We start from the raw sequence: 23,648 nt of genomic DNA on the forward strand, positions 1-23,648 counted from the left end.
ATACGGAATAAAGTATTAATTAATAGGAAAAATATAGCATAGAACCGATGTTAGTTCTATGCCTTTTAGAATACTTAAAATTAAATTCCCGAAGGGAGCGTGGCGAAAGCCACTTTTTTATATGTTTATACTTTCTTGCATGGTGTATGTAAATACATCCTTTTTAACGTCATAAATCTAATTAATCTTTATAAAATTGTTGTGCTTCTGGTCTTTCTAAGTATTTCTCATCTTCCTCATAATAGTCTTGTAAATATTGATTTTCTAAAAATTCTTCTTCAGGCACATTTATTTCTTTATGACCTCCATTAGAATGAAAAAAATTATCTAATTTTTCAAATATATTATCAAAAGCATTAGGATACATAGTTGAAGCAATTGCAGATTGTTGTAAAAATAATGATAATAAGGCCATTGTACATAACATTTTAAAATGTTTTTTTAGCATGAATATACCTCCATAAGTATTTTATATATAGTTTTATCAATTAAGAAAAAATTATGAGAATTTATAGAAATAATTATGGAAATACTTAAGATAGCAATAATATTATTGGCATATAAATAATATTATGAAGTATAAAGGTGGTGCTGTGTTATGGTAAAGAAATTAATAACTATTATAACTTATATTACTATAGTTACTTTTATAGGATTTTTAATTGTTTTAAGCATAGATCAATTTAGAGCAGTGAAGGCATCTAAAACAGAGTCCAATGAAAAAGAAACAAATTTACTTATTCAATATAAAGATAGTGTGGAAACAGATGATGAAGCTATAGAAAGTAGAGAAAGTGAGAAAGATTCAAAATCATATTTATTGCCTAATGCAGTAAAAAATCAATATATTAAAGTAAGCCCTTTATAAGTTAATTTGAATTCTTCATTCTTTAAAGCGGAATATTTTAGTTATGTTTTTATAATGTAGTTAATATATAGAAGTAAGAGTATTAATATTACAGGGTGGTTTTATGAGGTGGTATGATAATTATAAAAAATTATTTGGAGAAATAGTAAACATTTAAAGAGAGATGTATATAATAATATCAAAGTTAAAATCAATGAAAAGAAGAGTAGCTATCTGAGTTTAGCTTAAGCGAGTTTGGGATGGTGTAAGCCAAATGTTGTAGCAGATAGTGAATGGGCCTTGGAGATGAAACAGTGAATATTAAGTGATAATGGAAAATTTAGAATTGAAAATTATGGATAAAAATAGGAGAGTTTTTAATTCTTTCAAAAGAAATTATCAATTAATTAGTAGTGGTTTTCGGCAAGTCTACCGTTAAAAGGACAGGATATCGACAGCTTTATTTATAGAAAGAGTTCGTATCTGGTGAAGAGTTATACTTAGGAGGTATAGCAAAAAAATGGTGTTTCGCTCTATTTAGGTAAAATAACATTTTTTAATTATTACTTAAGTATATAAATTTGGGTGGTACCACGAGTCATTTCGTCCCATATAGGGATAGAAGTGGCTCTTTTTTATTTTAAGGAAAAAATAATAGGGAAAGTGAGGAGTTATAATGAAAGGGAAATTTAATGAATATGGTGGTCAATATGTACCAGAAATATTGATGAAAGCTTTGGAAGAGGTAGAAATAGCATATGAAAAGGCAAAAAATGATAAAAGCTTTAAAGATGAATTAAATAAATATTTAAAGGATTATGTAGGACGTCCAAGTGCATTATATTATGCAGCTAATTTAACTAAAGAATTAGGTGGAGCAAAAATATATTTAAAAAGAGAAGATTTGAATCATACTGGAGCTCATAAAATAAATAACGTTTTAGGACAAGTTATTTTGGCTAAGAGAATGGGAAAAAATAGAGTAATAGCAGAAACAGGAGCAGGACAACATGGTGTGGCAACAGCTACAGTGGCAGCAATGTTTAATATGAAGTGTGAAATATTTATGGGAGAAGAAGATGTAAAAAGACAAGCTCCAAATGTTAGAAAGATGAGGCTTTTAGGAGCTAAAGTTAATTCTGTAAAAATTGGCTCGAAAACATTAAAAGATGCTGTTAATGAAGCTATAAGAGATTGGGTTACTAATGTAGATAATACTTTTTATGTTTTAGGATCAGCCTTAGGACCACATCCTTATCCAACAATGGTTAGGGATTTTCAAAGAATAATTGGTGATGAAGCAAGAAATCAGATATTAGAGGTAGAAGGAAGGCTACCTGATTATATAGTAGCAGCAGTTGGTGGAGGAAGTAATTCTATAGGAGTATTTTATCCATTTATAAATGATAAAGAAGTTAAGCTTATAGGAGTAGAAGCAGGAGGCCTTGGACTTCATACGCAATTTCATGCAGCTAGATTTGCTGTAGGTAAAAAAGGAATACTTCAAGGTATGAAAAGTTATGTAATAAGCGATGATGATGGGAATATTGCACCAGTACACTCTATATCAGCAGGTCTTGATTATCCAGGTGTAGGGCCAGAGCATGCATATTTAAATGATATAAAAAGAGCTCAGTATACTGCAATAACAGATGATGAAGCTGTAAATGCTTTTTATAAATTAACTAGAATAGAGGGAATAATACCAGCGTTAGAATCCTCTCATGCTGTGGCATATGCCATGAAGATTGCTCCTACTCTTTCAAAAGATTCAATTATATTAGTAAATTTATCAGGAAGAGGAGATAAGGATATGGATATAATAGAAAGTTATGAAAATAAGGAGGGCGCAATTAATGAATAAAATAGATTTAAAATTTAAAGAATTAAGAGAAAAAAATGAAAAAGCATTAATACCATTTATTGCATTAGGGGATAAAAGTTTAGATGAAACAGTTGAAATAGCACAAGTTTTAGAAAAGGCTGGAGCAGATATTGTAGAACTTGGAATACCCTTTAGTGATCCACTTGCTGATGGACCAATTATACAAGATGCATATCATAGGGCACTTACTTCAGGAATTAATATAAAGGATATGATAAAAACAGTAGAAAATATAACATCAAAAATTAATATACCTGTAATTATAATGGTTTATTATAATGTGGTTTATTGTAAAGGTGTTGAAAAGTTTTTAAATGATTTGGAAAATGCAGGGGTAAGTGGTATTATTGTTCCTGATGTACCTCTAGAAGAAAGAGAAGAATTACTAAAAGCATGTGAAAATAATAATATTGATTTAATACCTCTTGTGGCACCAACATCAAAAGAAAGAATAAATAAAATAATAACAAATTCAAAAGGCTTTGTATATTGTGTATCTCATGCAGGAACTACGGGAGAACAAAACACTGTATCAAGCAATATAAAGGAATATTTACAGGAAGTAAAAAATAATACAGACACTCCAATATGTGTAGGCTTTGGAATTTCATCAGTAGAAACAGCTGGTGCTGTTAAGGAATATTGTGATGGAGTTATTATTGGAAGTGCTATAGTAAGAAGGATTGGTGAAGAAAAAGATTTTGAGGAAAGAAAAAAAGACGTATATGAATTTGTTAAAAAAATAAAAAGTAGCTTTTAAATGGTATTGGATAAAATATATTAAGAGAGTAGATGGTTTTTGTATGAGCATTAAGGTATAGCACTTATAATAACATATCTACTTTCTTTGGATTTTTTCCAAGTATTAAAAAATTAAGAAAGGTTTAATTATATATGAATAAGTTACATAATGAAAAAGAAATAGAAGAGTTAATTAAGAATAATGCAATGGCTGTGGTTTATTTTACAGGAAATTCTTGCTCTGCTTGTGAAGTAATAAAGGTTAAAATAGAAGAGATATTGAAGAGATTTCCTAGAATTCTAGGTGGAGAAGTAAATGGTGAGGAAAATATTAGCTTAGCAATTAAATATGATGTATATTCGGTGCCAGTATTTATTTTATTCATTGAAGGAAGAGAAAGCATCAGGATAGGAAGGAATGTTGATTTGCTAGATTTAGAGAAAAGCATAGGAAGGTATTATCATATGCTTTTTAATTAAATATGAATATAAAGAACGTAAAAAAGAAATTGGTACAAGGATAACAGTATTTTTACCATATAAGAATAAGAAGGAGTAATAATAATGAAAAAAATATTATTGGTAGAAGATGATGCATCTTTATGTAGAGGTATAAGCTTTAAATTGAAAAAGGAAGGCTATGAGGTGCTAACAAGCCCCACAGTAAAGGATGCTATTGTTATATTTGAAAATAATAAGATTGATTTGGTCATAAGTGATATAACTTTAGAAGATGGAGATGGATATGAACTTTGCCAAAAAATTAGACAAAATAGTGACGTGCTTTTTATATTCCTTACTGCATTGGATCAAGAAGTAGATATGGTTACAGGCTATGATTTGGGAGCAGATGATTATATAACAAAACCATTTAGTTTAATGGTTCTTATTTCTAAGGTTAATGCTTTAATGAGAAGGACATCCTTAAGAGAAGAAAGTAAAAGAATCATAAGATGCAGAAACTTAAGTTTTTATCCAGAGGAAATGAAACTATTGATAAATAATGAAGAAGTTATATTAAGTAAAAATGAGTATAAGCTTTTAAATCGTCTAATAAAGAATTCAGGTCAAATTGTAACAAAGGGACAATTACTTGAAGCACTTTGGGACAAAGATGGTGCTTTTGTAGATGAAAATACAGTGGCAGTAAATATAAGAAGGTTAAGGGAAAAGATAGAAGATATTCCTTCGGAGCCTGTATTTATTAAAAATATAAGAGGTATAGGCTATAGATGGAATGAGGAGATTAGTTAAGAGTATGTTGGAAAGTATCAAATCAAATTCATTTATTAGAAGAGTTATTTTAGGAAGTATAGTAATTTTGCTTATGTTAATAGCATCATGGGGCGTTTTTCAAAATTATAAGTTAGAAAAGATATATGCTGATAAGGCTGAAGTTTATAAGCAGGTTGTTGGTGCTTTAGCTAGTAAGTATCCCAATGATGAGGCAAATATTTTAAATAGTATTTTTAATGACGATGAAAAGTATAAAGAATACGGAGAAAACATTCTTAATAAATATGGCTATACTAATGAAATTATAGAAAGTTTTGCAAGTGACAGATATGTAAATGAATATATGGCGGGAAATGTAATCTTTATAACTATAGTATTTTTAGTAAGCTGTATTGCCATATGTATAATTTGCATATATGTATTTAAATATTTATATAAAATTTCAACAGCCTTAGGAAATTATATTGATGGGAATTTTGAACATAAAGATGAATTTAGCAAGGAAGGCATAGTAAATATAATCGATAATCAGCTTGCTATTCTAGGAAAAAATATTAGTAATACTTATGACAAATTAGAAAATGAAAAAGAAGATTCAAAGGCTCTAGTTACAGATATATCACATCAATTAAAGACGCCTTTAGCATCTTTAAGTATGTGTAATTCTATTTTAGAGGATGATGAATTAACATTAGATGAAAAGCATGAGTTCTTAGCTATGAGCAATAAAAATATCAGCAAATTACAAAATCTTATTGAATGTTTGGTAAATATTTCAAGGTTGGAAGCTGCAATGATTAAATTAAAGCCTGTAAAAAGTAGTTTGAAAGATACTGTTATTAAAGCTTATAATAGCGCTTATATAAAGGCACAAAATAAGAATATTGATATTATCTTGGAAATCTTAAAAGACTACCAAATAGTTCATGATAATAAGTGGACAGAAGAAGCAATCTTTAATGTGATAGATAACGGTATAAAATATACAGAGCCAGGTGGAAAGATAATCATAACCATGGAGGAAAGTTTAAATTTCATTAAAATAAATATAGAGGATAATGGTAGTGGGATAGATAAAAAGGAATTTAACAATATATTCAAGAGATTTTATAGAGGAAAAGAGCATGAAAAAAAAGGAATTGAAGGTTCAGGGGTAGGGCTTTACCTAACCAGGAAGATTTTTGAGGATCAAGGCGGTAGTATACTAGTAAAATCTAAAATTGGCAGTGGAAGTAAGTTTACGCTGATGCTACCTAAATAAAAGATTGCTGCACTTATCAGTGTAGCAATCTTTTATAATTTCAGAGCTAAATACAATTCTTACAAAATTGTAAGTGAAATTGAAAGTTATATGAAAGCTAGGAAGATTATCCTTTAAATATAGTAATTAATGAAAAGGAGAAAAAAATGAATACAATTTTACAAACTATAAATTTAAAGAAATATTATGGAGAGGGAGAAAATATTGTTAAAGCCATTGATAATACTAATATCAACATATTTCAAGGTGAATTTGTAGCTATAGTTGGAAAATCAGGATCAGGTAAAAGTACACTTCTACATATGCTAGGAGCGCTAGATAAACCAACATCAGGAGAGGTTATTATAGATAATAAGTATATATCAACTATGAAAGAGGAAGAATTAGCTATATTTAGAAGGAGAAAGATAGGGTTCATTTTTCAATATTATAATTTAATATCTTCAATTAACGTATGGGAAAATATAGTGCTTCCTATAGGGCTAGATTCAAGAAGGGTAGATAAAGATTTTGTCAATGATATTTTAGATACATTAGGATTGAAGGAGAAGAAGCATAATATGCCAAATACTTTATCAGGAGGACAGCAACAAAGGGTAGCCATAGCCAGGGCGTTAGCATCAAAGCCATCAATAATATTAGCAGATGAACCTACAGGCAATTTAGATTCTAAGACAGAAGAAGAAGTATTAACTTTACTAAAGCTTACAGCTAAAAAGTATAATCAAACTATAGTGATGATAACTCATGATGAAGGCATTGCCCAAATGGCAGATAGAATAATTTGCATTGAAGATGGCAAGGTGGTGGAATAAATGAAAACATTAACTAATCTTGTTAAGGGAAATTTAAAAAGTAGTAAAGCTAAAAGTGTATTGATATGTATAACAATAATGCTCACAACTACGCTTTTAACTTCTGTAGGAATTATTTGTAACAATTGGCTTAAAACCAATAAGGCTGCAACTATTGAGTATTCAGGTTCCTTTGAGGGAATTTATAAAAGAGTAAATAAAGATAAACTCGATATTATAAAAAATAATGCCAGTATTGATCAATATGGAATATATAAGGCTATTGGCACATCACAATATGAAGATAGCAATTTAGGATTAATTTATGCTGATAATACAATAAAGAATATGGCCAATATAAAGTTTGAAGATGGAACCATGCCAGAAAAAGAAAATGAAATAGCCATTGAAAGTGGATACTTAAATTTATTAAATAATGGTGCAAAAATTGGCGATAAAATAAAGTTATCATATGAATCCTTAAGTACTGGAGAAATAAAAGAAAAAGAGTTTATTTTAAGTGGTATTTTGCAAACATCTGATATTAGTAAGGCACAAAAAAGTTATTCGGCAATTATATCAAAATCATATTTTGTAAGTGAAGAAGTAGATGAAAATACTAAATATAATGTTTATATAAATATTGTTAAACCTAAAAAGTTAACAGCTGATGAGGTGAAGGAAAGCATACTTTCCATTGCTAAGAATATGGGCATAGAAGAATATGATGTAAGAATAAATACAGATTATATAAATGCATCTAATCCAGATCCCCAGGTTATAGCAGGAGGAATTATAGTTGCTTTAATAATTATTTTATCAAGTATGCTAGTTATTTATAGTATTTTTTATGTTTCAGTAATTAATAAAGTACATGAATATGGAAAACTAAGAGCTGTTGGGGCAACTAAACGACAGATAAGAAAGATAATTTTAAGAGAAGGATTTATTTTAAGCTGTATTTCTATACCACTAGGAATTGCTATTGGTTATTTAATTGGCCAGGTAGTCATCTTAAAAGCTTTAAAAATGGATAGGTATGGCGTAGGTGGAATGAATATTTTTATTGCTATAGGTGTTGCAGTAATAACAGTAATTTCAGTATTATTATCTCTTTTAAAACCTATGAAGATGGCATGCAATATTTCACCGGTGGAGGCTATGAGATATGATGGTAATGACAGCAAGCAGAAAAAAAGAAAAGGATATGAAGAGATAAATTTAAAGAAAATAACTTTTGCAAATTTATCAAGAAATAAGAAAAGGACAGTAATAACACTATTATCTCTTTCCTTAAGTGGGATATTATTTATAGTAGCATCAACAATAATGAATTGTATGAATCCAGAAAATATGGCAAAAGATCATTCATTAGGAGATATAACGGTATACTTAGATAATTATGATTGGAATGAAGATGGCAGTAATAATTTATATGATATTCAAGCCAATAATCCATTAGGAAAAGAAATGTGTGAGAGACTAGAAAATATTCCAGGTGTTAAAAAAATAAATATGGAAAAGTCAGCTTGGGCAAGTATTGATATTGGTGCTGGAGAAAAGAATTTAGAAGATATACAAGGATTTGATAAAGAGTTTTATGATGAATTATCAGAGCATTTAGTTGAGGGAGAAATAAATAAAGAAGCGCTAGAAAGTGGAGAAGGATTAGTATATACTCATCCATCATATGCAAAAGAATTTGGGATAAAGGTAGGTAGTACGCAAGTAATTACTATTTATGATGGAAAAGATTCTTATAAGAAGGAATTTACTGTATTAGCTTTAGTTGATATAGGGGGAGCGTCCATTAGGATTCCTGAAAGTGTGATGGATTCTTTAATAAAAACAGATACCACCATAAGAGTAGGCTTAGAAGTTAAAAAGGATATGTTAAAGTCTGTGGAAGAAGAAATTAAAAACATCACAGATAATGATGAATATCTGAGCTATGGGACTTTGGAAGATTCTATAGAAACTTATAAAAAGAGTATGGCTATAACCAGTGTACTTATATATTCTCTTGTAATTATCATAGGTGTTATAGGTTTGATGAACTTAATAAATACAATGATAACAAGTATAATAACAAGAAAAAGAGAGCTTGGTATATTACAAGCCATTGGACTTTCAGACAAGCAACTGGTAAAAATGCTACAAATTGAAGGCTTATTTTATACTGTGGGAACTCTTTTAATTACTTTAACTTTAGGAAATATTTTAGGATATATTGCTGTAATTATTTTTAGAAATACAGGAGCATCATATGCAATATATGATTATCCTTTAACACAAACAATTATTATGATAGTGGCAATTACTTTAGTACAAATATTAATTACTTATATGGTTACAAATAATTTTAAGAAGGATTCTTTAGTAGATAGGATAAGATATAGCGAGTAGGGAAAGTTAAGGAGTTAAGAAGTTAAGGAGTTAGGGAGTTAGGGAGTTAGGGAGTTAAGGAGTTAAGAAAATTTATATAGTATAAATAGTATGTATAATTTTTTAAGAGCAGGGCAATATAATATCAAGAAAAGTAATAAGGAGATGATGAGATTGCCTGGAAAAGCAAAACAATATGTTGATCAAAGCATGACATCAGTGCAGTCAGCAGTTAGTTCATTACAACAAGCTTTAGGCAATGCAGAAAAGGCAGAAAATAAAGCTGTTATTCAACAAGCAATAACTTCACTAAATGGTGCATGTGGAACTTTATCAAAATATAAAGATTAATAATAAGAATTAGCATATTGTATATTGCTAAAAAGGAGCTGATAGTGTTTATCAGCTCCTTTTGAATTTAGTTAAATATTTTATCTTCTGATCCGCAAGATGTAAGAGAGATATTTAAGTTACCATTTCTTACCCTTAATGAATCGATGAATTTTTTTTGATTAACATCATTTTTAAGATGAATAGAGTAATTTAATTCATATAAAGCACCAAAATCTCTAGTTCTAACTTTTACCATATTCCATGATGTAGTATTTGTATTTAATATTTCATCAAATACACCTTCAAAGTTTAAGTCTTCAGGTACTGTTATTTTTAGTACCATTGCCTTAGATTTAGGCATAGCAAAATTAAGGCTATCTAAAATTATCATTACTGCACAAAGGATAATAGTGAAAATTACTGCATATCCATTAGGTTTCAATATATCTGTTCCATGACAGCCGCTTTCTAAAAATAAATCTTCACGGCGGGTAATGATTTTTGAATCTATGGTAAGTCTAAAGTCCTTATCTTCTTTGCCAAAGAAGGCAATTCTATTGTATCCAATATAGATAGTAGGATTTACCTTTGTATGACTTAAGTAATATTCAATTTCGTTTATAACTTGTTCTGTAATAAAATCAGTGCATTTTGGTCTTTCACCAAATTCAAGAAAGTTATAAGCTTCTTCTAAAGTAATTATGGCCCTTCGTTTATTAACAATTTTATTTATTTTTTTCTTCAATTCAAGAAATACTTTGTCAGAAGGAGACTGAGGAATCTTGTAGCTTCTTAATCTAAGTTTTTCTTTATAGTATGGTTTGGAAATAGAATGTCTAATTACTGAATTATCATCAGTATCATAATATATATTGTAAATACTGTAACTGTTATTAACACAGTGATCATCCATTTTCATATATTCAAGTAATCTTGGAATAAGCTTTTCATATTGCTCACCAGTTAAAAGATACTTTTTTTCATATCTTTTAAATGACTTAATGGCCATTTTGTAGGACCTCCTTATTAAATTTTTATTTGGATATTGCTGAAATTAAATCCATATTTGTATCATAAATGGTCTTTTAAAAGTTAGTATGAAATCAATCTAAAGTTAATGTAAATTTTACTTTTTTTAGAAAAAAATAATATATAATGGCATTAATTAAAGAAAAGTAAACAAATTTAAAAAGTATTTAACAATAAAAAGATTAAAGTAAGATAATAATCTTTATTAGGAGGATATATATGAAAAAGAAATTTTTATCAATGTTAATAGTATCTGCTATTGCAGTAACAGCTATGGGGTGTTCCAATAATACTAATGAATCTTCCAAATCTGCTGCTTCAAGCAATACCAATGTATCAGTCAGTGATAGTAGCGATGAATCAGCTAGTGCAGATGTAAAAGCTAAAATAACTTTAAGTAATAATAGTATAAGTGCAGAGGGGGATGGTGTTGAGGTAGTAGATAAGACAATTACCATTAATTCAGGTGGTACATATGAAGTAAGCGGTACCTTAGAAGATGGTCAAATAATAGTTGATTCAGCTGATGAGATCAATGTCTATATAGTTTTCAATGGAGTAGATATTTCTTGTAGTAATAGTGCACCTATATATGTTAAAAGTGCCAAGAATACTATTATAACTTTAGCAGATAATAGTGAAAATTATCTTAGTGATGGAAGTGAGTATCTATATGAAGAGCTAAATGATGATGGAACAGTAACAGATGAACCAAGTGCATGTATATTTAGTAAAGATGATTTAACTATTAATGGAAATGGAACACTTAATGTTGTTGGAAACTACAATAATGGTATTGCCAGTAAGGATGATTTAAAGATTACGGCAGGAACAGTAAATGTAACAGCAGTAAACAATGGATTAAAAGGTAAGGATTCTATTACTATAAAAGGTGGAGAGATAACTGTAAATTCCACAGGAGATGGTGTTAAGTCTGATAATACAGAAGATACAACCAAAGGATATATAATAATTGAAGGTGGAAGTTTAAATATAACTTCTGGCGGAGATGGAATTCAAGCAGAAACAACGCTGACAATTTCTGATGGAGATATTAATATAGTTTCAGGAGGGGGAAGCAGTAATGCAGCTACTCATGCTGAAAGTTTCCAAATGGGCCCATGGGCAAATCCTTCAAATACAAGTAGTTCATCTAGCAGTGAGACAGGAAGTGCCAAAGCACTTAAAGCAGGTACTGCTTTAACAGTTGATGGTGGAAATATAAATATAGATTCAGCTGATGATAGTATTCATACTAATGATACTGTAATGATAAATACTGGAATATTTCATATAAAATCAGGCGATGATGGAATTCATGCTGATAATGTTTTGGAAATAAATGGTGGTGATATAAATATTACAGATAGTTATGAAGGGTTAGAAGCAGCACATATTACTGTAAATGATGGAAATATTAATTTAGTGGCTAGTGATGATGGGATTAATGCAGCTGGTGATGGAATAGATTCTATTATGCCAAGCAAGACCTGTCAATCAGTGATAATTTCTACGCCAGAATTGGTTATAGGCTCAAGTTATTCTGTATATTATGGAGGAAATAATTCTGGTAGTGAAAGTAATGGACTATATACTGATGGAATTGCAACAAGTGGAACAGAGCTTACAAATTTTACTCTTTCTAGTTCGGTAATGACAGTTTCAAGCACAGGAGCAACAGAAGGAGTTTCAGGCGGAATGAGAGCACCAGGTGGCATGGGTGGCATGCAAGGGGGAGGAAGACCACCAAGGTAGAGATTAATTATAAAAATTAATCTATGAAGTATAATTATAAATAAAGGTTTTTGTATAAAATAGCAAATATCTTATATAAAAGCCTTTTTTTGTTATGCTTTATAAAAGGTTTAAGATTATATTGTTGAAAAATATTTTAATATACACTTAACAAATAAAAAAACATACATAAATGTAAAATAATATAAAAAATTCCATAGAAAAAACGGTAAAAACATGGTAAAATAAATACTTTAAAGAAAAGTTAAAATTTTACGAGAATTAAATGTTAAATAAGTGGGGTGGAAAATATTAGTATGAAGAAAAGAAAAATTAAAAAAATTATAGCAATATCAGGAGTAATTGGTGGAATATTAGCTTTAAATTCAGTAAAAGCTCATGCGGTAGAACTTACTGATGATTTATCAAATGATGGTCATGAGCAAAATATTAATAGCAGATCATCAAATAAGGGACAAGTTGTAAATGTTGACTCAACATATTTAAGGATTAGAGCAGCAGCATCAACATCTTCAGAAGTTTTAGGAACTATGATTGAAGGAACAAGATTTAATATTATATCAAAAAGTGATCAATGGTATCAAATACAATATAATGATATAGTAGGATATGTATTTGAAGATTATGTTGATGAAATATCAGCAGGTTCATCATCTACCACATATGATGTTATATATACAGGAACTGTATATGATGCAGCTCCTAATTTAAGAGTAAGAAGTGGAGCTTCTTTAGATTCATCAATTATAGGATATGTGTTAGATAACTCTACAGTATCTATTGTGGCTGTTGAAGGTAGCTGGTATAAGATCCAATATAATGGGGGATATGGCTATGTAAGTGCAGATTATGTTTCTATAGGAAGTACAAGTAATGGCGGAAATTCAAAAAATGATTCAGGAAGTTCTTCAATAACAGCTGTAGGATATGCTTATGATTTAGGCAATATAGCTCTTAGAATACGTGAAGGAGCATCAATTTCATCAACTATTTTAGGTAATATATATGAAGGAGATGCAGTTAATATAATAGGAGAAGAAGGAAATTGGTATAAGATATTATATAATAATTCTATTGCTTATGTGAGTAAAGAGTATATTACATTAAATAAGTATTCATCAGAAACAGAATCAGATAATAATGCTTCAATAAGAAGTGGATATGTTGTTAATGTTGAAGGATCAAATTTAAGAGTGCGTCAAAGTCCATCTTCTAGTGCTATTGTTTTAGGATATCTAGTAAATAGTGAAGCAGTAGAAATTGTTGGAGAAGAGGGAAACTGGTATGAGATCAATTATAGAAATTCAACAGGATATGTACATTCAGATTACATAAAAGTTGGAATAGGTGGCACTTTAAATGAAGATTCATCAGAAGGAAATACTACAGGTTCAGAAAATATTTCAAATTCAGAAGCATATAATATAGTTTTAAATGCTATGAAGGAGCAAGTAGGTGCACCATATGTATGGGGTGGATCAGGAGAATATCTTACCACTAATTCACTAAATGAATTGAAGGTTAGATTTCCTGAAGATGCAGCATATGGTGAGTATATTCATGCTGAAGGATATGTGAATCAAGGGTATCGTGCATTTGATTGCTCTGGATTAATGCAATGGGGATTTGCTCAAGCTGGAATAAATATTGGTAGAACTACTTATTCTCAAATAAATGCTGGTATTGAAATACAATTAAGCGGTGTTCAGCCAGGAGATTTATTGTTTAGTGCTGATCTTGGACATGTTGGTATGTATATAGGTGATAATCAATGGATAGAATCTTCAAATACAGGAGACTTTGTTAAAATAAGAAATGTTCCTTGGAGTTATGTAAGCAGAGCTAGAAGAGTTTTAAGTTAATTATTTATAATATAAAAAATATTTATTAAAAAGGATTAAGTATATAAATAAGCTTAATCCTTTTGTCATTATATAGATAAAAGTAGTATATAAATTATATATAAACATATAAATATTTATAGTAATAATTAAATAGGAGTAGATAAAAAATGGTTTCATGGATAGGTGAATGTATTTTTTATGAATTATTTTTATTAGGATTTTGTGGAGTATTAGAACCAGGTAAAGAATATCAAGAGAAAAATAGACTAAAGAAAGTTATACAATTTATACCACATTTAAAAGAAATGAAGGTAAATGCAGTATATCTAGGACCAGTATTTGAATCTACGTATCATGGATATGATACAATAGATTATTTTAAAATAGATAAGAGATTAGGGACAAATGAAGATTTTAAAGAATTATGTGACAAGCTACATGATAATGATATAAAGATTGTTATTGATGGAGTTTTTAATCATGTAGGAAGAGATTTTTTTGCCTTTAAAGATTTGCAAGAAAATAGAGACAAGTCTAGATATTGTAGTTGGTTTGTTAATTTAAATTTTAATGGCAACACTCCAGAGAACGATGGTTTTTATTATGAGCCATGGAATAGATGTTTTGATTTAGTGAAACTTAATGTATGGAATGAAGAAGTGTGTGAATATCTTTTTAAGGCACTAGATTTTTGGGTCGATGAATTTAAAATAGATGGAGTGAGAATAGATGCAGCAGATAGTATTGATTTTAGTTTTTTTAAAAAATTAAGAAATCATATAAATTATAAAAAGGAAGACTTGTGGCTTATGGGAGAAGTTATTCATGGAGATTATTCAAGATGGGCTAATGATGAAATGCTTCATACAACTACTAATTATGAGTGTTATAAGGGGTTATATTCCAGTCATAATGATAGAAATTATTTTGAAATAGCTCATTCATTTAGAAGGCAGTTTGAAAAAGGCGGAATCTATGAAAAGTTATGTTTATATAACTTTGTAGATAATCATGATGTAAATAGACTTGCTAGTGTAATAAAAAATCCAGAGCATATATATAATATTTACACATTGCTTTATACTATGCCGGGAATTCCTAGTATATATTATGGTAGTGAATATGGCATAAAGGCTATAAAGGGAAAGAATACTGATTTACCATTAAGACCAGAGTTAAATATAGATACTTTAAAAGATGGAAATAAGAAACTTTTTAAATTAATATGTGATTTAGGTGAGATAAGAAGTAAAAGCCAGGCTATAAGGCACGGAACATATAGTCCCATCATTATAAGAAATGAACAATTTGTCTTTTTAAGAAAGTTTAAAGAACAGGAAATATATGTTGCCCTAAATTTAGATGATAAAAATGTAGATATTAATTACAATTTTAGTTTTCATAAGGCAATAGATTTATTAAGTGGAAAAGAAATTAGCATAGATGGAAATATATCTATAGAGCCATATGGAGCATTAATAATCAGTAAAGATAATTCTATATAAAAGAAAAAAGGGGGCTGTCGCACTAAAAATTTTATATACAATATATTGTTTTAATAATTAAAAATCAACACAATATATTGTATTATTTATTCTTAATGCCACATCCTCTTTTTTTCAACAAACTGATAAAAATAAAATAAATTATTTTTAGTATTAATATTTTTTTACATAAAGTTATATATTGTATAAAGAGATTAAATAATTATTATGATTCAATAAATGAAATCGTTACTGGAGGTTTGCAAGTAAGATTTATTCCATATGGAATAAATTTTAAATATAAAATATGGAGGGTATGTTTTATGGTTAATAAAAAATTAGTAGCAGCTGGAGTTGTTATGTCTATGGTTGCCAGTTCTTTAGTTGGATGTGGAGGAAGCAGTGAAGAAGGAAATGGAGGAGATTCAGCACAGATTTATTTTTTGAATTTTAAACCAGAAATTGCTGATGTTTATAAGAGTGTAGCTGAAGACTATGAAAAAGAGACTGGAGTAAAAGTTAAAGTAGAAACAGCTGCAAGTGGAGACTATGAGCAAACTTTGAAGTCAGAAATGGCCAAGAGTGAAGCACCTACAATATTTCAAATAAATGGGCCAGTAGGATATAATAACTGGAAAGATTATTGTGCAAATTTAAAAGATACTGATCTTTATAGTCATTTATCTGATAAATCTCTAGCAGTAACTGATGGAGATGGAGTTTATGGTATACCTTATGCAGTTGAGGGATATGGAATAATTTATAATCAGGAAATAATGGACAAATATATAACTCTTGCCAATAAAAAGACAAATATTACATCTGTAGATGATATTAATAATTTTGATATATTAAAAGAAGTTGTTGAAGATATGCAGGCTAATAAAGATGAACTTGGTATAGATGGTGTATTTGCTTCAACATCTATGTCTTCAGGAAATAGATGGCGTTGGGATACTCATTTAGCAAATCTACCATTTTATTATGAGTTTAAAGATGAAAGTGAAGATGATACACAAATTATAGATACTGGTCTTGCATCAGATACAGTAGAATTTAAATATAATGATAAATATAAAAATATTTTTGATTTATACTTAGATAATTCTTGTACTGAAAAAGGACTTTTAGGAAATAAGAGTGTTGATGATTCAATGTCTGAATTTGCTTTAGGTAAATGTGCAATGGTTCAAAATGGAAATTGGGCATGGGCACAAATTAAAGATGTTGATGGTAATGTTGTTAAACAAGATGATATAAAATTCTTGCCAATATATACAGGTATAAAGGGAGAAGAAAGTCAAGGTATATGTATAGGTACAGAGAACTATTTCGCAGTTAATAGTAAAGCTTCAGAAGCTGAACAACAAGCTTCAATAGATTTTATAAACTGGCTATTTACCAGTGATACAGGAAAATCTTATGTTGTTGGTGATTTAGGATTTATAGCACCATTTGATACTTTTACTGAAGATGAGAGACCATTAGATCCATTGTCAAAGCAAGTTATGGAATGGATGGAGAAAGATAATATTAAAAATGTAAATTGGATATTCCAAGCATTCCCAAGTGAAAAATTTAAAGAGACATTTAATGATGCATTACTTGAGTATGTTCAAGGGACTCAAGATTGGAATTATGTAGTTAAAACAGTAAAAGATGATTGGAAGTTAGAAAAAGCACAGTAGTTAATTGATAATTAAAAATAGAGAATTGATAATTGAGGAGGAAAGTCATTAAGGAGTTTCATCCTTAATTATCAATTATCGATTAATTAAGGAGGGATTCTTGTGCAGAAGATTTTAAAGAAGTATTTTGCTTTTTTTGTATTGCCTACTTTTGTAGCTTTTTGTATATCTTTTCTAGTACCTTTTATAATGGGGATTTACTTATCTTTTACTAAGTTTACAACAGTAGCTGATGCACAGTTTGTAGGATTAAGTAATTATATAAAGGTTTTTTCAAATGATGAATTTATTAATGCACTATTTTTTACAGTTAAGTTTGCTGTTGTTTCAACTATAACAGTAAATATATTGGCATTTACCTTTGCTTATTTATTAACTAGGAAATTAAAAGGCACTAATGTATTTAGAACTATTTTCTTTATGCCCAATTTAATTGGAGGAATTGTTTTAGGGTATATATGGCAAATAATAATTAATGGTGTATTAAGTCACTTTAATGTGAATTTAACATATAGTGCTAGCTATGGGTTTTGGGGTTTAGTTATAATGATGAATTGGCAGCTTATAGGATATATGATGATAATTTATATTGCTGGAATTCAAAATATACCTAATGATTTAATTGAAGCAGCTAAGATTGATGGTGCTTCAAAATCACAAATCTTAAGAAAGGTTACAATTCCATTAGTTATGCCTTCTGTTACAATATGTCTCTTTTTAACTATATCTAATGCTTTTAAGTTATTTGATCAGAACTTAGCCTTAACAGATGGTGCACCATCTGGAGCAACATCAATGTTAGCTTTGGATATTTATAAAACATTCTATAGTAGGAATGGCTGGGAAGGAGTAGGACAGGCAAAAGCAGTAATATTTTTTATTATAGTTGCTATAATAATGATTATTCAATTAAATATTACTAGGAAAAAGGAGGTTGAAAGTTAATGAAAGGCAAAAAAAGTAATATAGTTATTTATATATTATTAGTAATACTGGCAGTTATATTTCTTGCTCCTATATTTATAATATTATTTAATTCTTTTAAAGGTAAGCTTTATATTAGTGATGCTCCTTTTAAATTACCTACAGCTGAGACATTTGTAGGGGTACAAAATTATATTGATGGATTGTCAAAGACAGGTTTTTTAAGTGCCTTTGGTTGGTCAATATTCATAACATTTTTTTCAACAATTGTAATTGTATTGTTTACTTCTATGACAGGTTGGTATATCACTAGAGCTAAAAACAAAGTAAGTACAGTATTATATTTTATCTTTGTATTTTCTATGATTGTTCCATTCCAAATGGTCATGTTTACTATGAGTAAGGTGGCTAATATGCTTAGTTTAGATAATCCTATAGGTCTTATAGTACTTTATCTTGGGTTTGGAGCAGGACTTTCAATATTTATGTTTTCTGGCTTTGTAAAGTCAATTCCCATTGATATTGAAGAGGCAGCCTTGATAGATGGTTGCAATCCTATAAAGACATTTTTTTTAATAGTGCTTCCATTATTAAAGCCAATTTGTATTACTGTAGCAATATTAAATGTAATGTGGATATGGAATGATTATTTGCTACCATCTTTAGTATTAAAGAGTGATTATAAAACAATTCCAATGGCAGTACAATATTTAAGAGGCGGTTATGGCGCAATTGATATGGGTGCAATGATGGCCGTATTAGTATTAGCAATTATACCTATAATAATATTCTATTTAACTTGTCAGAAATATATTATTGAAGGAGTAGCAGCAGGAGCAGTTAAAGGATAGTGGAGTAATTGATAATAGATAATGAAAAGAAAACTATATGAAGAAAGTCAATTATGACTTTCTTCATATTATAATCAATTAGTTAAAGGCTGGCTTTATTTCTGTTATTGTTTCAAGATTATTATCTGCATTATTAATTATATCTTCAGCCATTTCCTTGATAATATTATTTTCAGTAGATTTATTTATTAAGTTAGCTAGAGATTTTGAGGCTTCAATAAGGTATTGAACTTGATTTATATAAGTCAAAGAGTCGCTTTCATCAGGATTTATTTTGCTTAAATTAGTAAATAGTGCATCAGTAATTTCCTTTGATGATTTTACATAATTTTCATTGTTAGTAGAATTTGATTTTTCAGAAATAGAAAGTTTATCTATTAGTATTCTACTTTCACGTATAATACCACTATTTTGCTGTACAATTTCTTCTGCAAGATCAATAAGTTGTTCATCTGTTATATAACTTTGAATTAAAGCTGAAATGTAAATGGTTGTTCTAAGTACTGCAATTTCTGAATTAAGAAAATCTACATCATTAATGCCAGATGAGGTGAGTATAGAAAACTCATCTTTTAAATCTGTGATGTGCACTGCAGCCCTATCTTTATAATAATCTTTAGAGGCAGGAGCAGAGTGATTAGTAATGCTCATGCATGAGGCAGTACTATGTAAAGATGGAAGAAATGCAGTTGTACAAGCAACTCCTATTAAAAATGTAATTAATAATTTTTTCATAAAATTTACTCCTTATATTAATTAATATAAATTATTTTATGTAAAATTATAAAAATTATTAGGTATAATTAATAAATGATAGTTATGCTATATTTAGCAAATAATATCTATAAGTGATATAATGACATGTATTCTGTATGATAGCTATTGTTTGACAACCATATATAAGAAGAATAAAATAGAATTTATATTGAATTCAATAGATAAGAGGTGATTACTATGGGAAGCTGTAATAGTTGTCCAAGTAAAGGAACATGTGGTAAAGATGAAGAAAGCTGTGGAATAGTAAATAATTCACAAAATAAGATTAAAAATATAATTGGAGTAATGAGCGGTAAAGGTGGAGTTGGGAAATCAACAATGTCAGTTATGATAGCAAAAGAATTAGCAGCTAGAGGATATCAAGTTGGGGTTTTAGATGCTGATATAACAGGACCTAGTATACCAAGATTATTTCATATAGAAAATGAAAGAGCTAGGGGAACTGAAGAGCTTATTTATCCAGTAGAAACTGTTGAAGGAATTAAAGTTATGTCTCTTAATTTAGTGGTTGAAAAAGAAGATGAAGCTGTGATTTGGAGAGGGCCAGCCATTACAGGGATTGTTAATCAGTTCTGGACAGGAGTATATTGGGGAGAACTAGATTACTTAATAATAGATATGCCACCAGGGACTGGTGATGTACCACTAACTGTAATGCAATCAATTCCTATAAAGGGTGTTGTAATGGTATCTATACCTCAAGATATGATATCTATGATAGTATCAAAGTCAATTAATATGGCTAGAAAAATGAACATCGAAGTACTTGGTGTTATTGAAAATATGAGTTATATACAATGTCCCGATTGTGACAAGAAAATTAGGATGTTTGATGGTGAGAATACAGAAAAATTCTTGCAGGATATGAATGTAGATTTATTAGGTGAGCTTCCAATGCATAAATCAATTGTAAATTATAGTATTGCAGAGCAGAATGAAGACCTTTTAGATTTATTTGATCCGATAATTGATAAAATAATAAGTAAATGCAAAAAGAAAATAATCCTATAAAAAAGGCAGCTCTATAAAGCTGCTTTTTTATTGTTGTTCCATGTCCATAAGTTTTCCACCGTATAATTTTTTTACGGTAAACTCAATGCCAAAGGCTTTTTCATAAGATTGAAGTATTTCAATATCTTTATTAGTTATTAAGCACACAGAAACTCCAGAATTATCTCCTCTAGCTGTTCTTCCAGCTCTATGTAAGTATTCATCAGGATTTACAGGGAAATCTAAGCTGATTATATGGCTTACTTCAGGAATATCTAGACCTCTAGCAGATAAGTCAGAAGAAACAAGAACATTACATTTACCTCTTCTAAAGGAGTCTAAAGCTCTTTGACGTTCTTCTTTAGAAGCATTTCCATAAATAGCTGTAGATTTAACCTTATGGTATTGTAGTTTTTCATTAATTTGTCTAAGCTCAGTATTGTTATTAACAAATACAATAGCTCTTTTAGGTTGCTCAGCAGCAAGTAGTTTTCTTAAATTTTCAAATCTATCTCTTAGGCTACCTAAGATACAGATATGTTCAATTCTTGGATTTATTTCAGATTTATTTTCAATCTTAATGATTTCAACTTCTTTTACTAATGTTTTAGCAAGGTTTAAAGTTTCTTTATTAATGCTTGCAGAGAAGAACATTAGCTGACGGTCCTTCATAGTTGACTTTATAATATCTTTTATTATTGTAGGTTTATTTTTAGATAATAAATTATCTGCTTCATCTAGTACGATTGTTTTAATAGTGTGAGCAGTAATTTTTCTTTTCTTGATTAAGTCAAGGATTCTTCCAGGAGAACCAACAATTATGTGAGGTTTAATTTCTTTTAGTTTCTTTATTTGCTTTTCAATATTAGATTCGCCCATTATTGATAAAGATTTAATATCCATATGAGAATTAGTAGCTAGAAGTTTTATTTGTGATTCAATTTGAACTACTAATTCGTGAGTAGGAGCTAAAATAATAGCTTGCATTTCACGTTTTTCTAAGTTTATTTTTTCAAATATAGGAATAAGGAATGCAAGGGTTTTGCCAGTTCCAGTATGTGCTTCAGCAATAATATCTTTATTTTCTAAAGCAAAAGGAATAGAAGTTTCTTGAATACCTGTTGGGGTTGTGATATTTTGTTTTTTTAATGCCATAACAATAGACTGGTTTATATTTAATTCATTAAATGATTTATTCATTGGTGTCTCCTTAATATAATAATAGTATTTATAGTATACACTAAAATAAATAACAGTATAAAGAAAAAAATAAACAGTAAAAAAATTAGAGAATTTTGCGAACAAAAAATGATAAGAATAGGTATAAATAGTGTATAATGGTTTATGGGAAAAGTTGTTTAAATAAGGGAGGGATGAATATGAATAATGATAATAAAAAATTAGATGAAGTAAAAGAAACAATTGCTAAAGAAGAAATAGAAAATAAAACTCATGAAGAAAAGATTGAATCTGAAGATACTATGCAGAGAATTTCTGAAAAAGATATTCATAAGGATGTAAATGTAAAAAGTAAAAAATTTAAGGTAGGGTTAACAATAGGTATTATAGTTCTTATAGGCATTATAAGTGGGATATTATATTGGTGGATAAGCAATAAAAAGCTTGTTGATAGTTATGAAAATAAGGTATATCCAGAAGTGTATATTTATTCTGAATCTGTAGGTGAATTAAATGAAGCGGATTTATCAAAAATATTAGCAGAAAAAGATGCTGAGATTGCTAATAAAACAATTAAGGTAACTGTGAATGGTAAAGAATATTCTTCAAGTTATACTGAGTTAGATGTAACTACTGATACAGATAAAGTTAAAGATGAAATAATGTCATATGGTAAAAATAAAAGCTTCAAGGGCAAATTAAATTTAATTAATGAACCTAAGAAAAAAACTTATGACTTAACAACTACTGTTAATGAAGAAAAAATTAAAGAATTTGTTGCACAGATAGCTGAAGATGTAAAAGTTGAACCAGTAAATGCAAGTGCATCAATTTCAGGTGGAGTAGTTAATGTAGTAGAAGAACAAAGCGGATATATATTAGATGAGCAAACATTAGTTGATTCAATAACTTCTCAAATTACTGGAAAAAATGGTGGTGCTGATGTAGTTGCTAATGGATCATTAGTTGAAAGTGAAGCAGATATAAAAGCTAGTGAATTAAGAACAATAGATACTAGAATTTCAAGCTTTACAACGTATTTTTCAGCTGGAAATAGTGGACATAACATTCAAACTGGGGCAGCATATTTTAATAATACGTTATTAATGCCTGGCAAAGAATTCTCTTGTACTGATGGAATCGGTCCAACTACAGCAGAGAGAGGTTTTGTAAGTTCCAATACGTATGTAGGTGGACAAGTAGTTCCAGGAATGGGAGGAGGAGTATGCCAGATAGCTACTACTTTATACAACGCAGAGCTTAGAGCTGGAATACTTCCAACAGAAAGACAAAACCATATGATGACAGTAGGATATATAGGAATAGGATTAGATGCAACATTAGCAGATGACTTAATTGATTTAAGATTTGTTAATACTTATGATTATCCATTAATAATAACTACTTCATCAACAGGTGGGTCATTAACTGTGGAAATATGGTCAAATTCAAATGCTACTAATGGATATACTTATGAACCAAGAGTAGAGGCTGTAAGCAGTCTTTATTGCTATACTTACTTAGATAAGTATGATTCATCAGGAAATTTAGTTGATAGCATATACTTAAATGAAAGTGTATATCAACCATTTTCTTAAAAATTTAGAAGCTATTGCAAAGTTGCAATAGCTTTTTTGTTATATAT

Annotated in this window: 21 protein-coding genes; 17 read left to right on the top strand and 4 right to left on the bottom strand. The window is 29.1% G+C overall.

Annotated features, from left to right (window positions below):
- Positions 1-181: 181 nt before the first annotated feature.
- Positions 182-448, bottom strand: coding sequence for a hypothetical protein (locus tag H8R92_RS01515; RefSeq protein WP_186834521.1), 267 nt, complete (start codon positions 446-448; stop codon positions 182-184).
- 150 nt (positions 449-598) lie between these two features.
- On the opposite strand from H8R92_RS01515, the gene H8R92_RS01520 reads away from it, so the two are divergent.
- From H8R92_RS01520 to H8R92_RS01560, 9 genes are all read left to right on the top strand, one after another.
- Positions 599-868 (top strand): hypothetical protein, encoded by a 270-nt coding sequence (locus H8R92_RS01520; protein ID WP_022168431.1) that lies wholly within the window; start codon positions 599-601, stop codon positions 866-868.
- A 655-nt stretch (positions 869-1,523) separates the two neighbouring features.
- Entirely contained in the window at positions 1,524-2,711 is a 1,188-nt protein-coding gene (gene trpB / locus H8R92_RS01525) for a tryptophan synthase subunit beta (protein ID WP_186834522.1), read from the top strand.
- A complete protein-coding gene (gene trpA / locus H8R92_RS01530) occupies positions 2,704-3,492 on the top strand; it encodes a tryptophan synthase subunit alpha (RefSeq protein WP_186834523.1) in 789 nt (262 codons plus the stop codon). The genes trpB and trpA overlap by 8 nt, the downstream gene beginning before the upstream one ends.
- A 134-nt stretch (positions 3,493-3,626) precedes the next feature.
- A complete protein-coding gene (locus H8R92_RS01535; RefSeq protein WP_186834524.1) occupies positions 3,627-3,953 on the top strand; it encodes a thioredoxin family protein in 327 nt (108 codons plus the stop codon).
- 84 nt (positions 3,954-4,037) lie between these two features.
- Positions 4,038-4,727 carry a response regulator transcription factor gene (locus tag H8R92_RS01540; RefSeq protein ID WP_022213177.1) on the top strand — a complete coding sequence of 230 codons (690 nt, stop codon included), beginning with the start codon at positions 4,038-4,040 and terminating at the stop codon, positions 4,725-4,727.
- Positions 4,728-4,731: 4 nt separating this feature from the next.
- Positions 4,732-5,970, top strand: a complete 1,239-nt coding sequence (locus tag H8R92_RS01545; RefSeq protein WP_022213176.1) for a sensor histidine kinase — start codon at positions 4,732-4,734, stop codon at positions 5,968-5,970.
- Between the two features lie 146 nt (positions 5,971-6,116).
- Positions 6,117-6,785 (top strand): ABC transporter ATP-binding protein, encoded by a 669-nt coding sequence (locus H8R92_RS01550; protein WP_186834525.1) that lies wholly within the window; start codon positions 6,117-6,119, stop codon positions 6,783-6,785.
- Positions 6,786-9,170 (top strand): ABC transporter permease, encoded by a 2,385-nt coding sequence (locus H8R92_RS01555; RefSeq protein ID WP_186834526.1) that lies wholly within the window; start codon positions 6,786-6,788, stop codon positions 9,168-9,170.
- A 90-nt stretch (positions 9,171-9,260) separates the two neighbouring features.
- Positions 9,261-9,500, top strand: coding sequence for a hypothetical protein (locus H8R92_RS01560; protein WP_022213173.1), 240 nt, complete (start codon positions 9,261-9,263; stop codon positions 9,498-9,500).
- Positions 9,501-9,567: 67 nt separating this feature from the next.
- Here the strand turns inward: H8R92_RS01560 and H8R92_RS01565 are convergent, their stop codons facing one another.
- Entirely contained in the window at positions 9,568-10,491 is a 924-nt protein-coding gene (locus tag H8R92_RS01565) for a polyphosphate polymerase domain-containing protein (RefSeq protein ID WP_022213172.1), read from the bottom strand.
- Between the two features lie 239 nt (positions 10,492-10,730).
- On the opposite strand from H8R92_RS01565, the gene H8R92_RS01570 reads away from it, so the two are divergent.
- The 6 genes from H8R92_RS01570 to H8R92_RS01595 all read left to right on the top strand — a co-directional run bounded on the left by H8R92_RS01570 (position 10,731) and on the right by H8R92_RS01595 (position 19,057).
- On the top strand, positions 10,731-12,266 hold the full coding sequence (locus H8R92_RS01570; protein WP_022213171.1) for a carbohydrate-binding domain-containing protein: 1,536 nt from the start codon (positions 10,731-10,733) through the stop codon (positions 12,264-12,266).
- Positions 12,267-12,562: 296 nt separating this feature from the next.
- Positions 12,563-14,128, top strand: coding sequence for a C40 family peptidase (locus H8R92_RS01575; RefSeq protein ID WP_022213170.1), 1,566 nt, complete (start codon positions 12,563-12,565; stop codon positions 14,126-14,128).
- Between the two features lie 149 nt (positions 14,129-14,277).
- Positions 14,278-15,615 carry an alpha-amylase family glycosyl hydrolase gene (locus tag H8R92_RS01580; protein ID WP_022213169.1) on the top strand — a complete coding sequence of 446 codons (1,338 nt, stop codon included), beginning with the start codon at positions 14,278-14,280 and terminating at the stop codon, positions 15,613-15,615.
- A 302-nt stretch (positions 15,616-15,917) separates the two neighbouring features.
- Entirely contained in the window at positions 15,918-17,282 is a 1,365-nt protein-coding gene (locus H8R92_RS01585) for an ABC transporter substrate-binding protein (protein WP_186834527.1), read from the top strand.
- Positions 17,283-17,384: 102 nt separating this feature from the next.
- Positions 17,385-18,227, top strand: coding sequence for a carbohydrate ABC transporter permease (locus H8R92_RS01590; protein ID WP_022213167.1), 843 nt, complete (start codon positions 17,385-17,387; stop codon positions 18,225-18,227).
- Complete coding sequence (locus H8R92_RS01595) at positions 18,227-19,057, top strand: carbohydrate ABC transporter permease (protein ID WP_186834528.1); 831 nt, start codon at positions 18,227-18,229, stop codon at positions 19,055-19,057. The genes H8R92_RS01590 and H8R92_RS01595 overlap by 1 nt, the downstream gene beginning before the upstream one ends.
- A gap of 78 nt (positions 19,058-19,135) precedes the next feature.
- On the opposite strand, the gene H8R92_RS01600 is transcribed toward H8R92_RS01595, so the two are convergent.
- Entirely contained in the window at positions 19,136-19,792 is a 657-nt protein-coding gene (locus H8R92_RS01600) for a hypothetical protein (RefSeq protein ID WP_022213165.1), read from the bottom strand.
- A gap of 219 nt (positions 19,793-20,011) precedes the next feature.
- Between H8R92_RS01600 and H8R92_RS01605 the strand changes: the two genes are divergently transcribed.
- Complete coding sequence (locus H8R92_RS01605; RefSeq protein WP_186834529.1) at positions 20,012-20,845, top strand: Mrp/NBP35 family ATP-binding protein; 834 nt, start codon at positions 20,012-20,014, stop codon at positions 20,843-20,845.
- A gap of 27 nt (positions 20,846-20,872) precedes the next feature.
- Here H8R92_RS01605 and H8R92_RS01610 read toward each other — a convergent pair whose 3' ends face one another.
- On the bottom strand, positions 20,873-22,024 hold the full coding sequence (locus tag H8R92_RS01610; RefSeq protein WP_022213163.1) for a DEAD/DEAH box helicase: 1,152 nt from the start codon (positions 22,022-22,024) through the stop codon (positions 20,873-20,875).
- Between the two features lie 179 nt (positions 22,025-22,203).
- Here H8R92_RS01610 and H8R92_RS01615 point away from each other — a divergent pair, with 179 nt between their 5' ends.
- A complete protein-coding gene (locus H8R92_RS01615; protein ID WP_186834530.1) occupies positions 22,204-23,601 on the top strand; it encodes a VanW family protein in 1,398 nt (465 codons plus the stop codon).
- The last annotated feature ends 47 nt before the right edge of the window (positions 23,602-23,648 follow it).

This window comes from Clostridium lentum (assembly GCF_014287815.1).
Taxonomy (GTDB): domain Bacteria; phylum Bacillota; class Clostridia; order Clostridiales; family Clostridiaceae; genus Clostridium; species Clostridium lentum.

Bases quoted from the DNA above. Each gene is read 5' to 3' on its own strand.
- H8R92_RS01515 (WP_186834521.1), bottom strand. From the start codon at position 448: ATGCTAAAAAAACATTTTAAAATGTTATGTACAATGGCCTTATTATCA.
- H8R92_RS01535 (WP_186834524.1), top strand. From the start codon at position 3,627: ATGAATAAGTTACATAATGAAAAAGAAATAGAAGAGTTAATTAAGAAT.
- H8R92_RS01545 (WP_022213176.1), top strand. From the start codon at position 4,732: ATGTTGGAAAGTATCAAATCAAATTCATTTATTAGAAGAGTTATTTTA.
- H8R92_RS01615 (WP_186834530.1), top strand. From the start codon at position 22,204: ATGAATAATGATAATAAAAAATTAGATGAAGTAAAAGAAACAATTGCT.
- H8R92_RS01605 (WP_186834529.1), top strand. From the start codon at position 20,012: ATGGGAAGCTGTAATAGTTGTCCAAGTAAAGGAACATGTGGTAAAGAT.
- H8R92_RS01540 (WP_022213177.1), top strand. From the start codon at position 4,038: ATGAAAAAAATATTATTGGTAGAAGATGATGCATCTTTATGTAGAGGT.
- H8R92_RS01570 (WP_022213171.1), top strand. From the start codon at position 10,731: ATGAAAAAGAAATTTTTATCAATGTTAATAGTATCTGCTATTGCAGTA.
- H8R92_RS01580 (WP_022213169.1), top strand. From the start codon at position 14,278: ATGGTTTCATGGATAGGTGAATGTATTTTTTATGAATTATTTTTATTA.
- trpA (WP_186834523.1), top strand. From the start codon at position 2,704: ATGAATAAAATAGATTTAAAATTTAAAGAATTAAGAGAAAAAAATGAA.
- H8R92_RS01565 (WP_022213172.1), bottom strand. From the start codon at position 10,491: ATGGCCATTAAGTCATTTAAAAGATATGAAAAAAAGTATCTTTTAACT.
- H8R92_RS01555 (WP_186834526.1), top strand. From the start codon at position 6,786: ATGAAAACATTAACTAATCTTGTTAAGGGAAATTTAAAAAGTAGTAAA.
- H8R92_RS01560 (WP_022213173.1), top strand. From the start codon at position 9,261: ATGTATAATTTTTTAAGAGCAGGGCAATATAATATCAAGAAAAGTAAT.
- H8R92_RS01575 (WP_022213170.1), top strand. From the start codon at position 12,563: ATGAAGAAAAGAAAAATTAAAAAAATTATAGCAATATCAGGAGTAATT.
- H8R92_RS01520 (WP_022168431.1), top strand. From the start codon at position 599: ATGGTAAAGAAATTAATAACTATTATAACTTATATTACTATAGTTACT.
- trpB (WP_186834522.1), top strand. From the start codon at position 1,524: ATGAAAGGGAAATTTAATGAATATGGTGGTCAATATGTACCAGAAATA.
- H8R92_RS01585 (WP_186834527.1), top strand. From the start codon at position 15,918: ATGGTTAATAAAAAATTAGTAGCAGCTGGAGTTGTTATGTCTATGGTT.
- H8R92_RS01550 (WP_186834525.1), top strand. From the start codon at position 6,117: ATGAATACAATTTTACAAACTATAAATTTAAAGAAATATTATGGAGAG.
- H8R92_RS01600 (WP_022213165.1), bottom strand. From the start codon at position 19,792: ATGAAAAAATTATTAATTACATTTTTAATAGGAGTTGCTTGTACAACT.
- H8R92_RS01595 (WP_186834528.1), top strand. From the start codon at position 18,227: ATGAAAGGCAAAAAAAGTAATATAGTTATTTATATATTATTAGTAATA.
- H8R92_RS01610 (WP_022213163.1), bottom strand. From the start codon at position 22,024: ATGAATAAATCATTTAATGAATTAAATATAAACCAGTCTATTGTTATG.